Source organism: Lacibacter luteus (assembly GCF_004118265.1).
Classification (GTDB): Bacteria; Bacteroidota; Bacteroidia; order Chitinophagales; family Chitinophagaceae; genus Lacibacter; species Lacibacter luteus.
In genome coordinates this window covers 319,646-335,424 of the sequence record NZ_SDHW01000001.1, presented here as the reverse complement: position 1 = coordinate 335,424, position 15,779 = coordinate 319,646, and the positions used below count along the sequence as shown (strand labels likewise).

Here is a 15,779-nt window from a genome sequence, read left to right as displayed (position 1 = left end):
ATAACATGAAACATACAAATAGCATACTATATACAATCATACTTGCAACATGCTTCTTAATCAGTTGTAAAAAGAAGTTGATTGAAGATCCGAAATCGATACTTACACCTGCATTCTTTTCCACTACACAGGGGTTTCAACAGGGATTGGATGCTGCTTATGCCGGTACACGTTTGATCTGGGGTAACCAGGATTATTTTACCATCACAGTAATAGGTACTGACGAATTCAGAAGAGGTATTGATGGCAACAGCGACATCAATGTTTACAGTAGTGGTTACACGCCATCAACCGGCGTAATCAATGCGAACTGGCGCAATGCATACACATTCATTAACACCTGCAATGGTGTAATTGACAATGCTGCGAATGTTGATGTGCCGGCTGCAAAAAAGAAAACGATGGTTGCTGAAGCAAAATTTCTACGGGCCAATTATTATTTTTTACTCGTTCAGTTTTGGGGTGATGTAACATTGAATAAAAATTTTGTTTCAACTCCAAGCACTGCTGCCACACGACAGCCGATGGCAGAAGTGTATGATTTTATTGTGCAGGATTTGAAAGATGCTATTGCTGATCTGCCTGCGGGATTGATCAAAGATGTGTTGCCCGGTAAAGCTACACGTGCTGCAGCAAAGCATTTGCTGGCGAAAGTTTATCTCACACGTGGCGGATCATCAGCTGCTAAAGCAACCGACTATGCTGATGCACTTGTCACCGCAAAAGATCTGATAGATACAAGAGCAACACATGGATTAAATCTGTTGCAGGATTTTGGAAAAGTATTTGAAGAAGGCAATGAAGCAAACAGCGAAGTGATCTGGTCTGTACAACATACATCCAACCTCGCATTCAACGGGCCAAACAACAGCGGTGTTTCAAACTTTAGTGCAGACAATGTACTCAATCACATGTGGGTGCCGCAATACGAACGTCAACCTGCGATGATACGCAGCACATTATACGGACGTCCGTACATACGTTGTATACCTACACGATGGACAACAGATACTGTGTTTACAAACAAAGCGAATGATACACGTTACGGTAAAACATTTCAAACTGTTTGGCTGGCAAACAATCCTGACCCGGCAAGTTATCCCAAGTGGCCAACGCCTTTACCTGCTGGCGCACCGGCAGGCGCTGTATCAGGTCAACCAAAATTTGCGTTTGGTGATACGGCTATTTTTATGCCTGGTGTTGATCGTACCAATGCACAGATAGCTGCCAGTAAACCATTGGTAATACCACCACGTAATTACAATAGTTCTTTATCGCCTTACATGATGAAGTATAACGATACAAAAAGAGCGAACCTGAATTTCCCTTCTATTCGTCCTGTGATTGCTTATCGTCTTGCAGAAACTTATCTCATCGCAGCAGAAGCAGCATTCAGAACAGGAAATATGGGCGACGCTGTGACTTACATTAATACCATACGTACAAGGGCCGCTTTCCCAACAGGTGATCCATTAACGTTGCAGATAACAGCAGCTGATATCAATATTGATTTTATCCTGGATGAGCGAACAAGAGAGCTATGCGGTGAATTAACAAGATGGTTGGATCTTGTACGAACCGGTAAACTATTAGAAAGAGTAAAGCTGCATAATTCAGAAGCAGCACCAAACATTCTGAGTAAACATATACTCAGACCAATACCGCAAGCGCAGATCGATGCCGTTGTAACAGGGCCAAAATATCCACAGAATCTTGATTGGTAAATGAACACAAGTTTTTCTCATATAGCAACGTCGACAGTTTAGGTTATCAGGTAAACAACAACCGGCAATGTTCTCATTGCTGGTTGTTCTTACAAACAGTTTCAACTGGACAACTAAACAAGTCGGCGAAACGAACTACCATACAGCAGGTAGTTTTCGAGTACAGGTGCATCACGTAAAGTGGTGCACTTTTTTATTCCGAGCTGCCTTTGTTTTCTAAGTAGATCATTTGTTCCCAGGGAATTCTATTTCTTTCCCGATTCAGAGTATAACTATGGCTTTCATTGCCGACCAAAAAATCCTTTTTCTTATCGAGGATAAAAAGAACATTCTCATCACCCTTTAATAAAAATAAAAATGTATTTGCATCAAGTTGAAGCTGAAAAACGATTGCGTTCGGATCGCTTGCTGTTCCTTTTACAATATTCCAGTTGCCTTTTCCGGTCCATTTCCCCATGCCCCATGTTTCGTACACAGTTGGTTGAAGTGTAACAGCGTCCTGGTAAAGTATAACACCCATCTTTCTTTTTGCACATGCTGCGTTTTCACCGAGGTTGTATTCGTTAAGAAATTCCTGGCAAGGAGTTCTGCCAGCAAACACACCTAAAACTGTATTGTTTACTGTTTTAGGTGATTGTATTTTCTTTACAGACCGATCTGATAGCTTTAATGCACTTGTTGCTGATATGCAACTGCAAATCAATAAAGCAAAAGAAATAATTTTCATAAACATTATTTAAGAAAGTTAGTTTGCAACACGGTTTAATGTATAACTAAACGATTCATTACCGATCATCAGTTTCCCGTCGCTGTCTAATAAATGGATCAGATTATCGCTTAGTTTAAGAAAGCGAATGGATCTTTCAGTCTTATCCGATCCCAACTGGTAGGTTACGGCATTGGGATTTGTTTTAGTGCCCTGCACAATTGTCCATTTTCCTTCTGTTTCCATTTTTGTACCCGGCTCGGAATACATATTTGTTCCCTTTACAATAAACCTGTTGACAGATGATAGCTTGTAAGTTGTGGGCTTGCGGGAAACAGGATCTCTGTACAAAATCAATTTCCATTGCACCATTGCGCAATCGGCCTCCGCTGACACTTTGTGTAATGGTCGTATAAACTGACCACAAGGAGTAGTACCTGCAAATATTCCCAGTATGGACGAATCATTTAAGTTTCTTTGCAGTTTTCCAACTGACAAACATGCAACCAATGTCATCAGTGTAAAAGCAGATTGTATCGGTTTCATTAACGATTATTTCTATCAAAAATAAAACACAATAAGCAGCGTGTTTGGAATTTTAGATATGAAGTGAGATTTGCTTGACGAAAAGGTTATTAGCAGTTCTATGAAAACATTGTTGATTCCTTGGATGCTCCGAGGTCAAAGGTTGCCTGCTGTTTCACTTTCTTCAGATCGCCACCATTCACAATTATGTTTTGACTTAATTCTCCTGCTACATGAAGAAATGTAGCAGCAGTTGTCAATACTTTGGTTGCGCTAAGCAAAATGTCTTGTGAGTTTACAAATCGTAGCAACTCATTTCCGGGACTTCCCATTGCTGTTAATCCATTAACAGATGCATCCTGCACATGATCAAAAATAATTGCAGGTCTTTTATCTGGTTGATCATATTCAAACCGTACGTTATTCAGCGTAAGACCTTTTACATTGCGGGCATACATACCATAAGCAGGAGGGCCGCCGGGTAGGGGATCCCACACGCCGAAATACTCCGCCGCAATTTTAGGGATAACCTTCGCCGGCTGTTCTGCAGTTCCGCCACCTGCATACTTCACATGAACATCATTGAAACTGATATCTTCAAGATAATATTCACCCATTGCGTTTAAGGTAATGCATGAATTCTTTTCGCCTTCTCTTACTGTTACACCAAAATGAATATCGGGGTGATCGATTGGTTTTTCAATTACACTTGCACGGATATTGTTAAACGAGATGTTGCGGATAAATGGTTTTGTGATTGATGCATTATTGCTGTTGCCGCCCGTTGATGGGCCACTGAATCCAATACCGATTGGCCCGGTTACATTTCGCATAATGATATTTGAAAAACTAAGATTTTCAATTGATGCTCTGCCTGCACTGATCTTGATGGGGCAACCATAAGTATCATAGATCAAACAATTGCTGACAGTGATGTTCTGCGATTCACCACCACCAAAACGAAAAACAGACCAGCGTGTACTGAAGCTGCAATTACTGATGGTTACAAATTTGTTGCTGCCAAACAAGGCGCATGCATCATCCTGGCACTGCACATCACAATTAATGATGTGTACATACTCGCTGTTATTAAAATGAAAGCCATCGTTATTCCTGTTTACACGATTGTAGATCCTTACGCCATCGATATGCACATGCTTACAACTCAAAATGCGGAAACAATGGTAGGCACTTGCTGTACAAAAAACATCATCCATCCGCAGGTTGCTGCATTGAAAAAAAATAGCAAGATGAGGGCGATCAAAATTTCCGCCTACACCATTCTGCCCCGGCCCTGTATTATCTCCTTTACCATTATAAAAGGCAAGACCATTTCCATCAATGGTTCCTTTCCCTTCAATTGAGAGATGATGTGCATTCACCGCAAAAAGAAAAACAATATTTCCGTTACCGGACGGTACGCCTTTACCTGCTGTATAATCTTCCCGTTTTGGACTACCTAACAATTTACCCGAAGCAGCAATATGAAGTGTAACATTCGACTTTAATTCTAATGTGCCGGAAAGAAAATCACCTGCCGGGATCAACACAGTACCGCCTTTATCGGCATAACATTGATCGATGGCCGCCTGAATGCTTTTTGTGTTTAATGTTTTACCATCGCCCTTAGCACCAAAATCTCTCACGTTGTAAATTTTTGCACCTTGCAGATGATCTTCTTTTTCTTCAGCAACAGGAGATGCGTTTGCATTTGCTGCAAGCAGAGTGGCACCTGCTGCAATTGCAGGAACAGTTACTTTACCTAGCCACTCACGGCGGGAAAGAGAATGATTATCTTCCATAAAATTCATTTTTGCTTTTTTGAACTGTATATGGCTTAAGCGATGCCTAAATGCCTCGTTACTTCTTCCTTGCATTTAATTGCGCCATGTATAACGAGGTTGGTTGCAATCCGTCTTTATTTTGTCCTTCCCACAACGCATCCGGTCTGCCTTTTAAACGACCATCATATTTTTCTCCTTTAAGGCCAATACAATAATTATTACCCGATACCCATGGGTTTTGCACCGCTGCACGTTTTACAGTACAGTTCCAAACAACCTGTGTAACACCAACCCATCCATGACCGCTTCCCCAATTACCACGGTCCTGGATATTGATCTCGCCATCGGTTACAATGTTATCATACAATGTACCTGTTGACCAACGATGATGCGGTCCGATGTCTGCATGTGTTTTGGTGGAAGTGCAATTGTAAAAAACATTGGGCCCATTTGTTCGGGCACCTGTTACATAATCATGTCTTCCATCAGAAGTTTGACAGTTCATGAATAAATTCAACTGACCATTATTGCTGAACGAATACCTGCGGCTGCCTGTTATAACTGATTTATGATCGAAACATTTGCTGTTAAGCACAGAAATGCTTTTTGCAAGCGCTCCAAGATTTACACAACTGAAGCCAAAATGTTTTGCTGTAACATTTCGAACCCAGCTGTTTTCTATTTTATTCATTTTAATGGCGTCCCATGCATGATTTTCAGAAGTGTCGGTTTCAAATGAACTTTCAAACGAAAGATGCTCAATGCCTACATGGTTAATGCGATTTGCAAAACTGTATTTATAAATTTCAGCACCACCATATTTCTGTTCCATCGGCATTACGATCGGGTTATCGATGCTGATCTTATTGCCTTCAATCTTAGTGATCACACGTTCAAATTCAAGATCGTATTCTTTCGGCTGCCATTGGCGTGTGCCACCACGGTCTTCGATCTGATCCATCTTTAAATCCTTTATCCATTGATTGGTTCCGGGTCGTAACACAATGATCTTATCGCCCACAGAAAAACTTTTAGTCGATGAAACGCTGAACGTAAATGAACCCGTGGGCACATACTCGTTTATGATCTTTGTTCTGCTGCCTTTTACTTCCGTTATAGTTCCATCGCCCGACACATCAACTACTGCCACTTGTTTTTTTGATGTGGACAGCAATTTTGTATCATCACCTTCACCTCTTAAAACAATACCACTTGCTTTGATACGGATACTGTTGGGAATGATATAGCTTCCTTTTTTTAATAATATCGCTCCTCTGAATCCATCTTTTTTCAAAGGCAATTTTGCAACTTCGTCAATAGCTTGCTGAATCACGGTTTCATCATTATCAGAACCTGTTGCTGAAATGGTTTTAACAACTGGTATCTCCGGAATGTTTTTATCTCCGCTGTAATAACCAACTCTGCTGAAGTCGGGAATGATATTTCCTTTTTCATCGGGAATATATTCCAGCGAGCCGTTCTTATTTAGTTTGATAAACTTCGATACCCATTTATCGGTATGCGATTGAAATGAAAGAACGACAATGGCAGACAGGATGAAAATTGTTTTTTGAAAACTGATTCTTGACATAGCAATACAATAAGAATGAACAAATAAAATCGAACATAATATTCCGGCTTTTTTTACAGAAACGAACCGTTTGCCAGAATAGTTGAATAGTTGGTTAATTGTATAAAACAGCGGTTGGCTTAACTTTCTCTCCTTTGTTTCACTAAAAGAAACCAAGCTTATAAACCGGGTTATGAAAGTAAAAAAAATCAGTTCCACTTTAATGCTGCTGCTGTTTACAGCAGCTTCTTTTGCACAGGAAACAAAACTCACTGAGCAACAGGACAGATGGGTCATTCAACCAGACGGCAGTATTCAGTGGACAATTGATGGACGTCTTCCACATCATGATCATATAGAAATGAGTGGCGAAAAAATCTCCATGTGGATGCAATATTCTGTTGACAGCACGGCTAAACCAAAACTGTCACGTACATTGGTTTTTCCTTCGTTCCGGTTATTGCCACAACGCACCATTGCACACATGACTTATAATGTGGAAGACAACGATCTCCCCAGAATTTATATCAACGATAGGTTGTTGAAAGCCGGTGTGCACAATGCAGCCATCATGAATGATATGCCTGAAAAAGTAATTAGCATTACACATAATGGCATTATGCAGATAAACAGCGAGATCGGCAAAGATGGTTTAAAGCTGAAGCGTATTTATTTTCCATCTGTTGATAAAGCAATGGCTGTTGAAAAACTGGTGTTTATCAATGCTGGAAAACAAGCTGTGAAAATTGATATGGAGTATCTTAAACGGGATGTAAGTCCATCAGCAGAAAGAACCAGTAACGGTCCACATCATTTTATTATTTCTACAATTGGTGAAGGTTTAAAAACCATTCAACCGGGCGATAGTGCTGTGTTTGCAATAACCTACCAGGCAACAAGAGCGAATGAACCAATGATAAAAGCATCCGTTAATGAAGAAGAAGTTACAAGGCAGTACCGTGTAAAACAGATGACTGAAAATTTAATTCTGGAAACACCCGACAGGATATTGAACACAATGTTTGCGTTTGCAAAGATCCGCAGCACTGAAAGTATCTATAACACCAGGGGCGGTTATATGCATGGGCCGGGGGGCTTACGATATTATGCAGCCATCTGGGCAAATGATCAGGCAGAATATGTAAATCCCTTTTTTGCTTTTCTTGGTGATGATGTCGGAAATAAATCGGCTATGAATTCCTTCCGCATGTTTGCGAAATATATGAACCCGGAATACAAACCAATCCCAAGTTCAATTATTGCAGAAGGTGCAGGTGTTTGGCAGGGCGCAAAGGATAGGGGCGACATGGCGATGATTGCTTATGGTGCCGGTCGTTATGCATTGGCATATGGTAATATTGATTCAGCAAAAGTTTTGTGGCCATTGATCGAATGGTGTCTCGAATATTTGAAACGAAAATTAACAGCAGATGGCGTTGTATATTCTGACAGTGATGAACTGGAAGGACGTTTCCCGGCAGGCAAAGCAAATCTTAATACCAGTTCATTGTATTATGATGCGTTGCTTTCTGCGGCCTATCTTGGAAAACGATTGGGCATTGCAGAACAGCAACTCAAAACGTATAAGCAAGAAGCAATAAAACTTCGTGCAAACATTGAAAAATATTTTGGTGCCACGATAGATGGGTTCCAGACTTACCGTTATTACAAAGGCAATGATACGTTACGTGCATGGATCACCACTCCGTTAACAGTTGATATTTTTGACCGGAAAGAAGGTACAGTGGCTGCTTTATTTTCCCCACGCTTATGGACGGAAGATGGGCTCGCTTCATTGGCAGGTAATAAAACATTCTGGGATCGTTCTACTTTATATGGATTGCGTGGAGCTTTTGCTGCAGGTGAACCAGAAAAGGCATTGACATTTCTGAAATATTTTTCAAGACGAAGATTATTAGGCGAACATGTTCCTTATGCAGTGGAAGCATACCCCGAAGGAAATCAACGGCATCTGTCTGCTGAAAGCGGTTTGTATTGCCGCATTTATACCGAAGGCGTCTTTGGAATACGCCCCGTTGATATAAACAGTTTTAATTGTACACCACGGTTGCCAAAAGAATGGAATAAAATGGCGCTGCGGAATATTCATTCATTCGGGCATGTGTTTGATTTGGAAGTTGAGCGTGTTAATACAAATCTCATTATTGTGGTTAAATCAGGAGATAAAGTGAAGCGATATAAAATTGCAGAAGGAAAATCGCAATTGATAACGTTGTGATTAGGTTTATAAAGATGGGTTAAATAAAAAGTTTATTCTTCCCCCTGCATAAACTCACTCGGCGTTTTACCAAACTGCTTTTTAAATTCTTTGCTGAAGTATTTCCGGTCGCTGAAGCCAACCATATAGCCTACTTCAAAAACACTGTACTGCTGCATGCGTAAAAGTTGTGCTGCACGTTTTAAACGGATGGACTTAATAAAGTCATTCACCGACATATCGGTGAGTGCTTTTAATTTTTTGTACAACACTGATTGACTCATCGCAATTTTCTGCGCCAGCATGTCAACACCAAAATCAGGATGATCGAGATGCTCTTCAATGATCAGAATGAGCTTGGTTAAAAACTGCTCTTCCGTATTGTCGATGGTAACATTCTTCGGCTGCAGGAAGAACTGCTTGCTGTAACGTTTCGATAAAACATCTCTTGCTGCAAGCAAATTACGAACGGTGAGTTCCAATACCTGCGTGCTGAAAGGTTTTGTGAGATAACTGTCGGCTCCTTTGGTTAATCCGCTCACATGATCGGATTGAGCAGTTTTAGCCGTTAATAATACAACAGGAATATGACTGGTACGTTCATCGGTTTTTAAACGACTGCACAATTCAAACCCATCCATTTCCGGCATCATCACATCGCTCACCACAAGATCAGGAATTTCTTCCGTTGAAAACTGCCAGCCTGTTGCACCATTCTCCGCTTCAATGATCTTATAACTGTGCTGCAACGTTTCTTTTATCAGTTCACGCAACTCGGCATTGTCTTCTACAATAAGAACGGTTCTTTGTGTTGCTTCAGGTAATTGTTCTGCTTCGGGAAGTTCTGTTGCTTCTGAAATAGCAGCAGGAGTGTGCATGCTTTCCAATTCGCTTTGGAGCGATAGCTCTTCGTTTGAAAAATGCGCATTGCCTTTCAGCAACGTTACTGTAAAACAGGTGCGGTTGTTGGCTGCTGTTTCGCTTGTTTCACTTTCAACTGTTAGGGTGCCTTTGTGCAGCTCCGTAATATTTTTCGACAATGCTAATCCAATTCCATACCCTGTATTTTGTGTAGTATGATCATTTACCTGGAAAAAATTGGTGAACAGTTTATCAATGTACTCAGGAGCAATACCACGACCATTGTCAGTTACTTTAATCAACACCTGTTTATCCTGCTCTTCAACATGCAGCAATACTTGTCCGCCTTCTGCAGTAAACTTAAAGGCATTGGTGAGCAGGTTAAAGATCACTTTCTCCATTTGTTCTTTATCAAACCAAACAGGTATTGATGGTTTGTTGTGCACAAACGAAAGACGGATATTTTTTGAAAGTGATAATTCTTCAAACGAACTGTAAATAGAATGAAGGAATGCAACCAGATCATGCTTTGCTACATACAATTTTAAATGATTGGTTTCTGCTTTGCGAAAATCCATCAACTCGCTTACAAGTTTAAGCAGGCGATCAGCATTTGTACGCACATTCGACAATTGCTGCGATAAAATGTTGTTGGCTTTGTTTTCCTGCTGCATCTTTTCAACAGGCGTCATAATGAGTGTAAGATGCGTACGTATCTCGTGCGAAATATTGGTAAAGAAATTAAGCTTCACCTGGTGCAACTCCTGATCCCGGCGTAGCAATGCCTGCAGGTAAAAATAACGGACGATAAAAAACAGCACAGTAGCAAGCAGCAACAAGTAAATGAAAAAGGCCCACCACGATTTCCAGAAAGGAGGAAGAATAGTGATCTGCATTTGAACCGGCTTTCCCCAAACACCATCGTTGTTCGATCCTTTTACCCATAACGTATAACTGCCTTCAGCCAGGTTGGTAAATGTTGCAGAAGGTTGATTAATCTCTGTCCATTCTTTTCCTGCACCTTCTAGTTTATAAGCGTATTTGTTTTTTGATGGCTTGATAAAATTCAGCAATGCAAATTCAATGGTGAATGTGTGTTGATTATAACCAAACTCCAGTTTATGTGTGTAACTGATATCTTTTTTCAACAGATCAGTTGCATCATTGATGTCAACTTTAGTATTGAACAACTTCAAGCCGGTAAAAACGAGTGGTGCAGATACTTCATTCGTTTCAATTTCATTCGGATAAAAACCGGTAAATCCATTAATGCCGCCAAAGAACATTTCACCATTACTGTCTTTATAAAATGCATTGTAATTAAATTCATTTCCGGCAAGTCCATCACCCGCAGTGTAGGTATGAAAACTGGTATCGGCTGTTGTAAATTTTACTAATCCATTACCCGTACTCAGCCACAGGTTTTCATTGTTATCTTCCAGTATACCTACTACATTATCGTTCGGCAAACCATCTTTGGTTGTAAAACTGCTGTATGCTTTTGTAGCTGGTTGATATTTTATTAATCCGCCGTAATGAATACCGATCCAGATATTCCCATCACTGTCTTCTTTTATACAGTTGATGTTTACAACAGGGTTGTTTGTTTTCAGTTGAACAGGTTGCAGTGTTTTCTTAAGCAGGTTAAACACATACAAACCATTGAGTGTACCGATCCAGATATTTTTGTTACGGTCTTCAATAAGATAACTGATACTTGCTGATGATAGTGTTTTTAAATACGACTGTTGCGGAGCGTCGGTTAAAACAGTACCCGTTCGTTTAAATACATACAATCCTGAATGTTTGCCTACCCAGAAGTTATGCTCACTGTCTTCCATAATAGCCACAACTTCCGATTGCTTTCTGCTGTTTTCTGTTTCGTTAATATAAAAACTCTGAAACTGTTGTGTTTGTTTGTTGAAGAGTGCAAGACCTGCACCATGTGTACCAACCCACAATTGTTTATCACGATCAATAAAAACTGTTTTTACAAGATTGGAACCAATGCTTCCTGCATGGCCCGGTTGATTCCTGTAAGTGCTCACATTTCCTGTACTGCGGTTCACATAATTTAAACCACCACCTTCAGTACCGATCCATAAATTCTTTTCTTCATCAGCAACAATTGAACTCACTACATTATTACTGATGCCCGATGCAGGGCCTTTATTACGCCAGGTAGTAAAAATTGTTTTGTCTTTATACGTAAGATTTACACCGCCAAAAAAAGTACCCACCCAAACAGAACCATTTGCATCTTCAAAAATGCTGTGTACCGAATTCTGACTTAAACTCTTTTCATCTGCTGCATTGTTTTGATACGAGGTAAAAGTTTTTGTTTGCGGCTCTACAATGCTTACACCTTCCTGAGTGCCTATCCAGAGTTTACCTTCCTTATCGCAAAGCAGTGTGCGGATATTATTATTGATGATACTGTTTGCCTGTGCTGAATAGAAACGGGTGAAGCTTTCCGTAGCTCTGTTGAAAAGGTTTAATCCATTAATTGTTCCAACCCACAAATTGCCAGCTTTATCTTCTGTAACTGATGTAACATAATTATCAGAGAGACTGTTGCTGTTAGCGGCTTCGTTCACAAACTTCTTCTCAGTATAACCACCGCTTGTTTTTTGCAACCTTACCAAGCCAGTTGTTGTGGCTACCCAAATAAATCCTGCATGATCTCTGTACACCCGCTTGATGCTTGTATAATAAAAAGGAGTGCCGCCGGCCGACACAACGATCTTAAACTCATCGCTGCCGGTTGCTGCGCTGAACAGGCGACCAAATGTTCCCACCCAAAGCATTCCATCCTTTGTTTCATCAATACAGGAAATAACCTGGTCTTTTCGTTTATCGGGAAAGGGGAGTGAATAATGGTTGAAAGAGTTTGTTTCAGATTCAAAGCGGTTCAATCCGTTTTCGGTTCCGATCCACAGATTTTTCTTTGAATCGCTGTACACACAATTAATATAGTTGTTGGAGATCGATCGGGGATCGTTTGGATTGTTCTGGTAATTAATAAAGGAGTGCCCATCAAACCTGTTCAGTCCGTAACGGGTACCCATCCACATAAAACCCCTTGCATCCTGCGCAATTGAAAGCACCGTGTTTTGCGAAAGCCCTTGCTCAACAGTTAAATGATGAAAGCTGAGTTTTTGTGCAGAAAGACCTGCACTGATAAAAAGAAGAGCAGCAACAAAACATTCCTTGCACATATTGTACAGGTAACGAAAACCGGTAAAAGACAATTGGTTCGTGGGCATAAGCTGGCGCACAAATTAGTGAAATCGGGTGTTGTGCAGGTTGGCAACATCTTACACAGCAGTTTTCATTCTTAAGCACCGATACCTGCGAAAAAGCAGGGGGTGCAATCCTGTTTACACAGGGTAATAATCTGCTTTATTATGCAAATGTTAGGGAATAATTAATTGATTGTCAATTTTCTTACAGAAAAACAGGATTACACCCCCACATCAACAGAATTTTCATCCCTGTGCTTTTTGCGGCTGAAGGAGATTTATAGCGAAGCAGAAATGCTATGCCATAAACAAACTACTAAACCAAAACTTACGCAGAAATGAAAAAACAACGCCCAACATTTTACGGGCAGCAGCAATTGCTGAAACAGGCAATGCTTTTTGCGGGCATCGTGTTTTTGTGCCGGGTGCTACCTGCACAAACAACAGATTCAACGCAGCAGAAGCAGGCCGGGCAAACAGAAAAATTGCCGGTTGCATTTGGAGAGCAAACACGTAGTGCGTTACTCCAGGCACAGGGCAGAATTCAGGGCAGTCAACTGGAATCTGTTCCGGTAACGCAGATCGAAGGAGCGTTATACGGCAAACTCGCCGGGTTGTATCTTGTTCAGGCATCCGGCAAACCCGGAAGCGATCAACCTTCTATTTCCTTACGTGGTTTTTCCCCTCTGGTGGTGATTGATGGTGTACCCCGCACATTCACCAGCATCGATCCGCAACAGATCGAATCGGTGACCGTATTAAAAGATGGATTGGCAACAGCCATGTACGGTCAGCGTGGTTCGGATGGGGTATTGCTGATAAAAACAAAACGTGGCAGCATTGCACCACGCAAAATTTCATTTACTGCACAATCGGCTATTCAGCAACAATTAAATCGTCCGGAGTTTTTAAATTCTTTCGACTATGCTTCCTTATTCAATGAAGCATTGATGAATGATGGTAAAGCACCGGTGTATTCTGCAGATGATTTGAATAAGTATAAAGATCATTCAAGTCCATATACACATCCTGATGTTGATTGGTACAATTCTATCTTGAACAAACAGGCAACCATGCAGCGCTATAACCTGAACATTTCAGGTGGTGGCAAACTGTCCCGTTACTTTGTTGATCTTGATTATCTCAACCAGCAAGGATTCTTTATTACCGATAACAAGTTAAACACGTATCCTACCAATAATTTCTACAAGCGTTATGTTTTCAGAAGCAATATTGATGTTGATTTAACCAAAAGCACATTGCTTTCGCTGAATATATTCGGTCGCTTACGTAACGGCAACGAGCCGGGTGCAGGTACAGATGCTATTTACGATAACATACTTGCAACGCCCAACAATGCTTACCCTGTGTTTAATCACAACCAATCGCTTGGTGGTAATGTACAATACAGCAATAATATTTACGGACAGGTTCTTCGTTCGGGCTACCGGCCAACCTATAACCGCAATTTGGGTGTAGATGTAGCACTTCGTCAGAATCTCGATTTCATCAAAGGTTTGTATGTACGTGGCTTCACCTCATTCAATTCTTATTATGATGAATCGATCAACCGTAGTAAAACATTTGCGGTGTATGATTTCCAGTTAAATCCATTAACCGGCGACACCACATTGCAGAAGATCGGTACCGATGCATCGCAAAGCAACAGCTCAAGTGTAAACTCACAAAACCGCCAGATCTATAATGAGTTTTCATTAGGTTATGATACAGAAAAAGGAAAGCATGCATTTCAAAGTGCCTTGTTGTTCAACAGCGATAATTATGTAACGGGTTACGATCTGCCATTGAACAATTATGGTTTTGCTGCAAGAGCACAATACAATTACGATGAAACCTATTTTGCAGAAGTTGCAGGTTCTTACATGGCCATGAACCGTTATCCACAAAACAAACAGTGGGGTTTCTTTCCTGCAGTTGGTTTAGGCTGGAACATGAGTAAAGAAAAATGGTTTCATGTGCCTGTGATCAGTAATTTAAAATGGCGTGCAACCTATGGCAAAACAGGTGACAACAGCGGTGCAGGTTATTATGTGTACCAGCAGTTTTATAATTCCGGTTCTACTTATTATTTCCAGAATCCATCAACAGGCAACAGTACACTCAGCGAAGCATCGCTTGCTAACCCGAATATTACCTGGGAGAAAGCACGCAAGTTCAATGCGGGTGCCGATATCAGTTTCTTCAACAACAAACTGGAGCTGAGTGTTGATTATTACGATCACCTGTTTTATGATCTGTTGCAGCAACGTGGCACTAATGCAAGTGCCATCATTGGCAGTACTCTTCCTTCCGAAAATATGGGCGAACGCCGTTACAAAGGTTTTGAAGCGGCGATCAACTACAATGATCATGCAGGCGATTTTTATTGGTATGTAAATGCCAATGCATCCGTCAGCAAAAGCAAGATCATTTGGATGGATGAAGTGATTCGTCCTTATGCCTACCAACGCCGCACAGGTTTACCGGTTGGTCAGCCGTTTGGTTTAACTGCTATTGGTTTTTATCAATCACAAACAGATATTAATAACAGCCCGGTTGTTGAAGGGTACAATCCTGTGCCCGGTGATATTAAATTTAAAGACACAAATGGCGATGGTATTATTAATGTGTTTGATGAAACAGCTATCGGCTCAACAAAGCCATTATTCTTTTACGGTTTAACTGCGGGCTTCAACTGGAAGGGTCTTGATTTTTCTATGTTGCTGAATGGCGTAAGCAATCGCAACATATGGACGAATAACAGCAACACACTTGAGTTTCAGCAAAACAGCAACGGTGGTTATGGGCAGGCATTTGCACATCATCTTGATCGCTGGACGCCTGCAACTGCGGCTACAGCAACTTATCCACGTTTGAGTTTAGATGATAATCCAAACAATCACCGCAACTCTTCATTTTGGTTAAAAGATGGCAGCTACCTGCGTTTACGCAATGTAGAGTTGGGTTATACTTTACCAACCAAGTGGACAGGCATTGTACGCATTACCAAAGCAAGAGCATTTGTAAATGCACTCAACCTGCTTACGTTTTCGAAACTGGAGCGTGTTGATCCCGAAGTACTCAACTGGGATTATCCCAATCAACGTGTGATCAATTTCGGTATCAACATTCAATTCTAAAACGATTAA

Annotated in this window: 8 protein-coding genes; 3 read left to right on the top strand and 5 right to left on the bottom strand. The window is 40.9% G+C overall.

Going from position 1 to position 15,779, the window contains the following annotated elements; all coding sequences use genetic code 11:
* Nucleotides 1-5 precede the first annotated feature (5 nt).
* Nucleotides 6-1,724, top strand: coding sequence for a RagB/SusD family nutrient uptake outer membrane protein (locus tag ESA94_RS01245; protein WP_129129044.1), 1,719 nt, complete (start codon nt 6-8; stop codon nt 1,722-1,724).
* A gap of 193 nt (nt 1,725-1,917) precedes the next feature.
* On the opposite strand, the gene ESA94_RS01240 is transcribed toward ESA94_RS01245, so the two are convergent.
* The 4 genes from ESA94_RS01240 to ESA94_RS01225 all read right to left on the bottom strand — a co-directional run bounded on the left by ESA94_RS01240 (nt 1,918) and on the right by ESA94_RS01225 (nt 6,330).
* The gene (locus ESA94_RS01240) at nt 1,918-2,451 is read right to left on the bottom strand and encodes a hypothetical protein (protein ID WP_129129043.1); all 534 of its coding nucleotides are present in this window, start codon (nt 2,449-2,451) and stop codon (nt 1,918-1,920) included.
* A gap of 18 nt (nt 2,452-2,469) precedes the next feature.
* The gene (locus ESA94_RS01235; protein WP_129129042.1) at nt 2,470-2,976 is read right to left on the bottom strand and encodes a copper resistance protein NlpE N-terminal domain-containing protein; all 507 of its coding nucleotides are present in this window, start codon (nt 2,974-2,976) and stop codon (nt 2,470-2,472) included.
* A gap of 98 nt (nt 2,977-3,074) precedes the next feature.
* Nucleotides 3,075-4,757 carry a glycoside hydrolase family 28 protein gene (locus tag ESA94_RS01230; protein ID WP_129129041.1) on the bottom strand — a complete coding sequence of 561 codons (1,683 nt, stop codon included), beginning with the start codon at nt 4,755-4,757 and terminating at the stop codon, nt 3,075-3,077.
* A gap of 58 nt (nt 4,758-4,815) precedes the next feature.
* Nucleotides 4,816-6,330: a hypothetical protein gene (locus ESA94_RS01225; protein WP_129129040.1), complete on the bottom strand. Its 1,515-nt coding sequence runs from the start codon at nt 6,328-6,330 to the stop codon at nt 4,816-4,818.
* A gap of 172 nt (nt 6,331-6,502) precedes the next feature.
* On the opposite strand from ESA94_RS01225, the gene ESA94_RS01220 reads away from it, so the two are divergent.
* Nucleotides 6,503-8,548: a glucosidase family protein gene (locus ESA94_RS01220; protein WP_129129039.1), complete on the top strand. Its 2,046-nt coding sequence runs from the start codon at nt 6,503-6,505 to the stop codon at nt 8,546-8,548.
* Nucleotides 8,549-8,580: 32 nt separating this feature from the next.
* Here the strand turns inward: ESA94_RS01220 and ESA94_RS01215 are convergent, their stop codons facing one another.
* On the bottom strand, nt 8,581-12,654 hold the full coding sequence (locus ESA94_RS01215; protein ID WP_129129038.1) for a hybrid sensor histidine kinase/response regulator transcription factor: 4,074 nt from the start codon (nt 12,652-12,654) through the stop codon (nt 8,581-8,583).
* A gap of 314 nt (nt 12,655-12,968) precedes the next feature.
* Between ESA94_RS01215 and ESA94_RS01210 the strand changes: the two genes are divergently transcribed.
* Nucleotides 12,969-15,770 carry a SusC/RagA family TonB-linked outer membrane protein gene (locus ESA94_RS01210; protein ID WP_129129037.1) on the top strand — a complete coding sequence of 934 codons (2,802 nt, stop codon included), beginning with the start codon at nt 12,969-12,971 and terminating at the stop codon, nt 15,768-15,770.
* Nucleotides 15,771-15,779 lie beyond the last annotated feature (9 nt).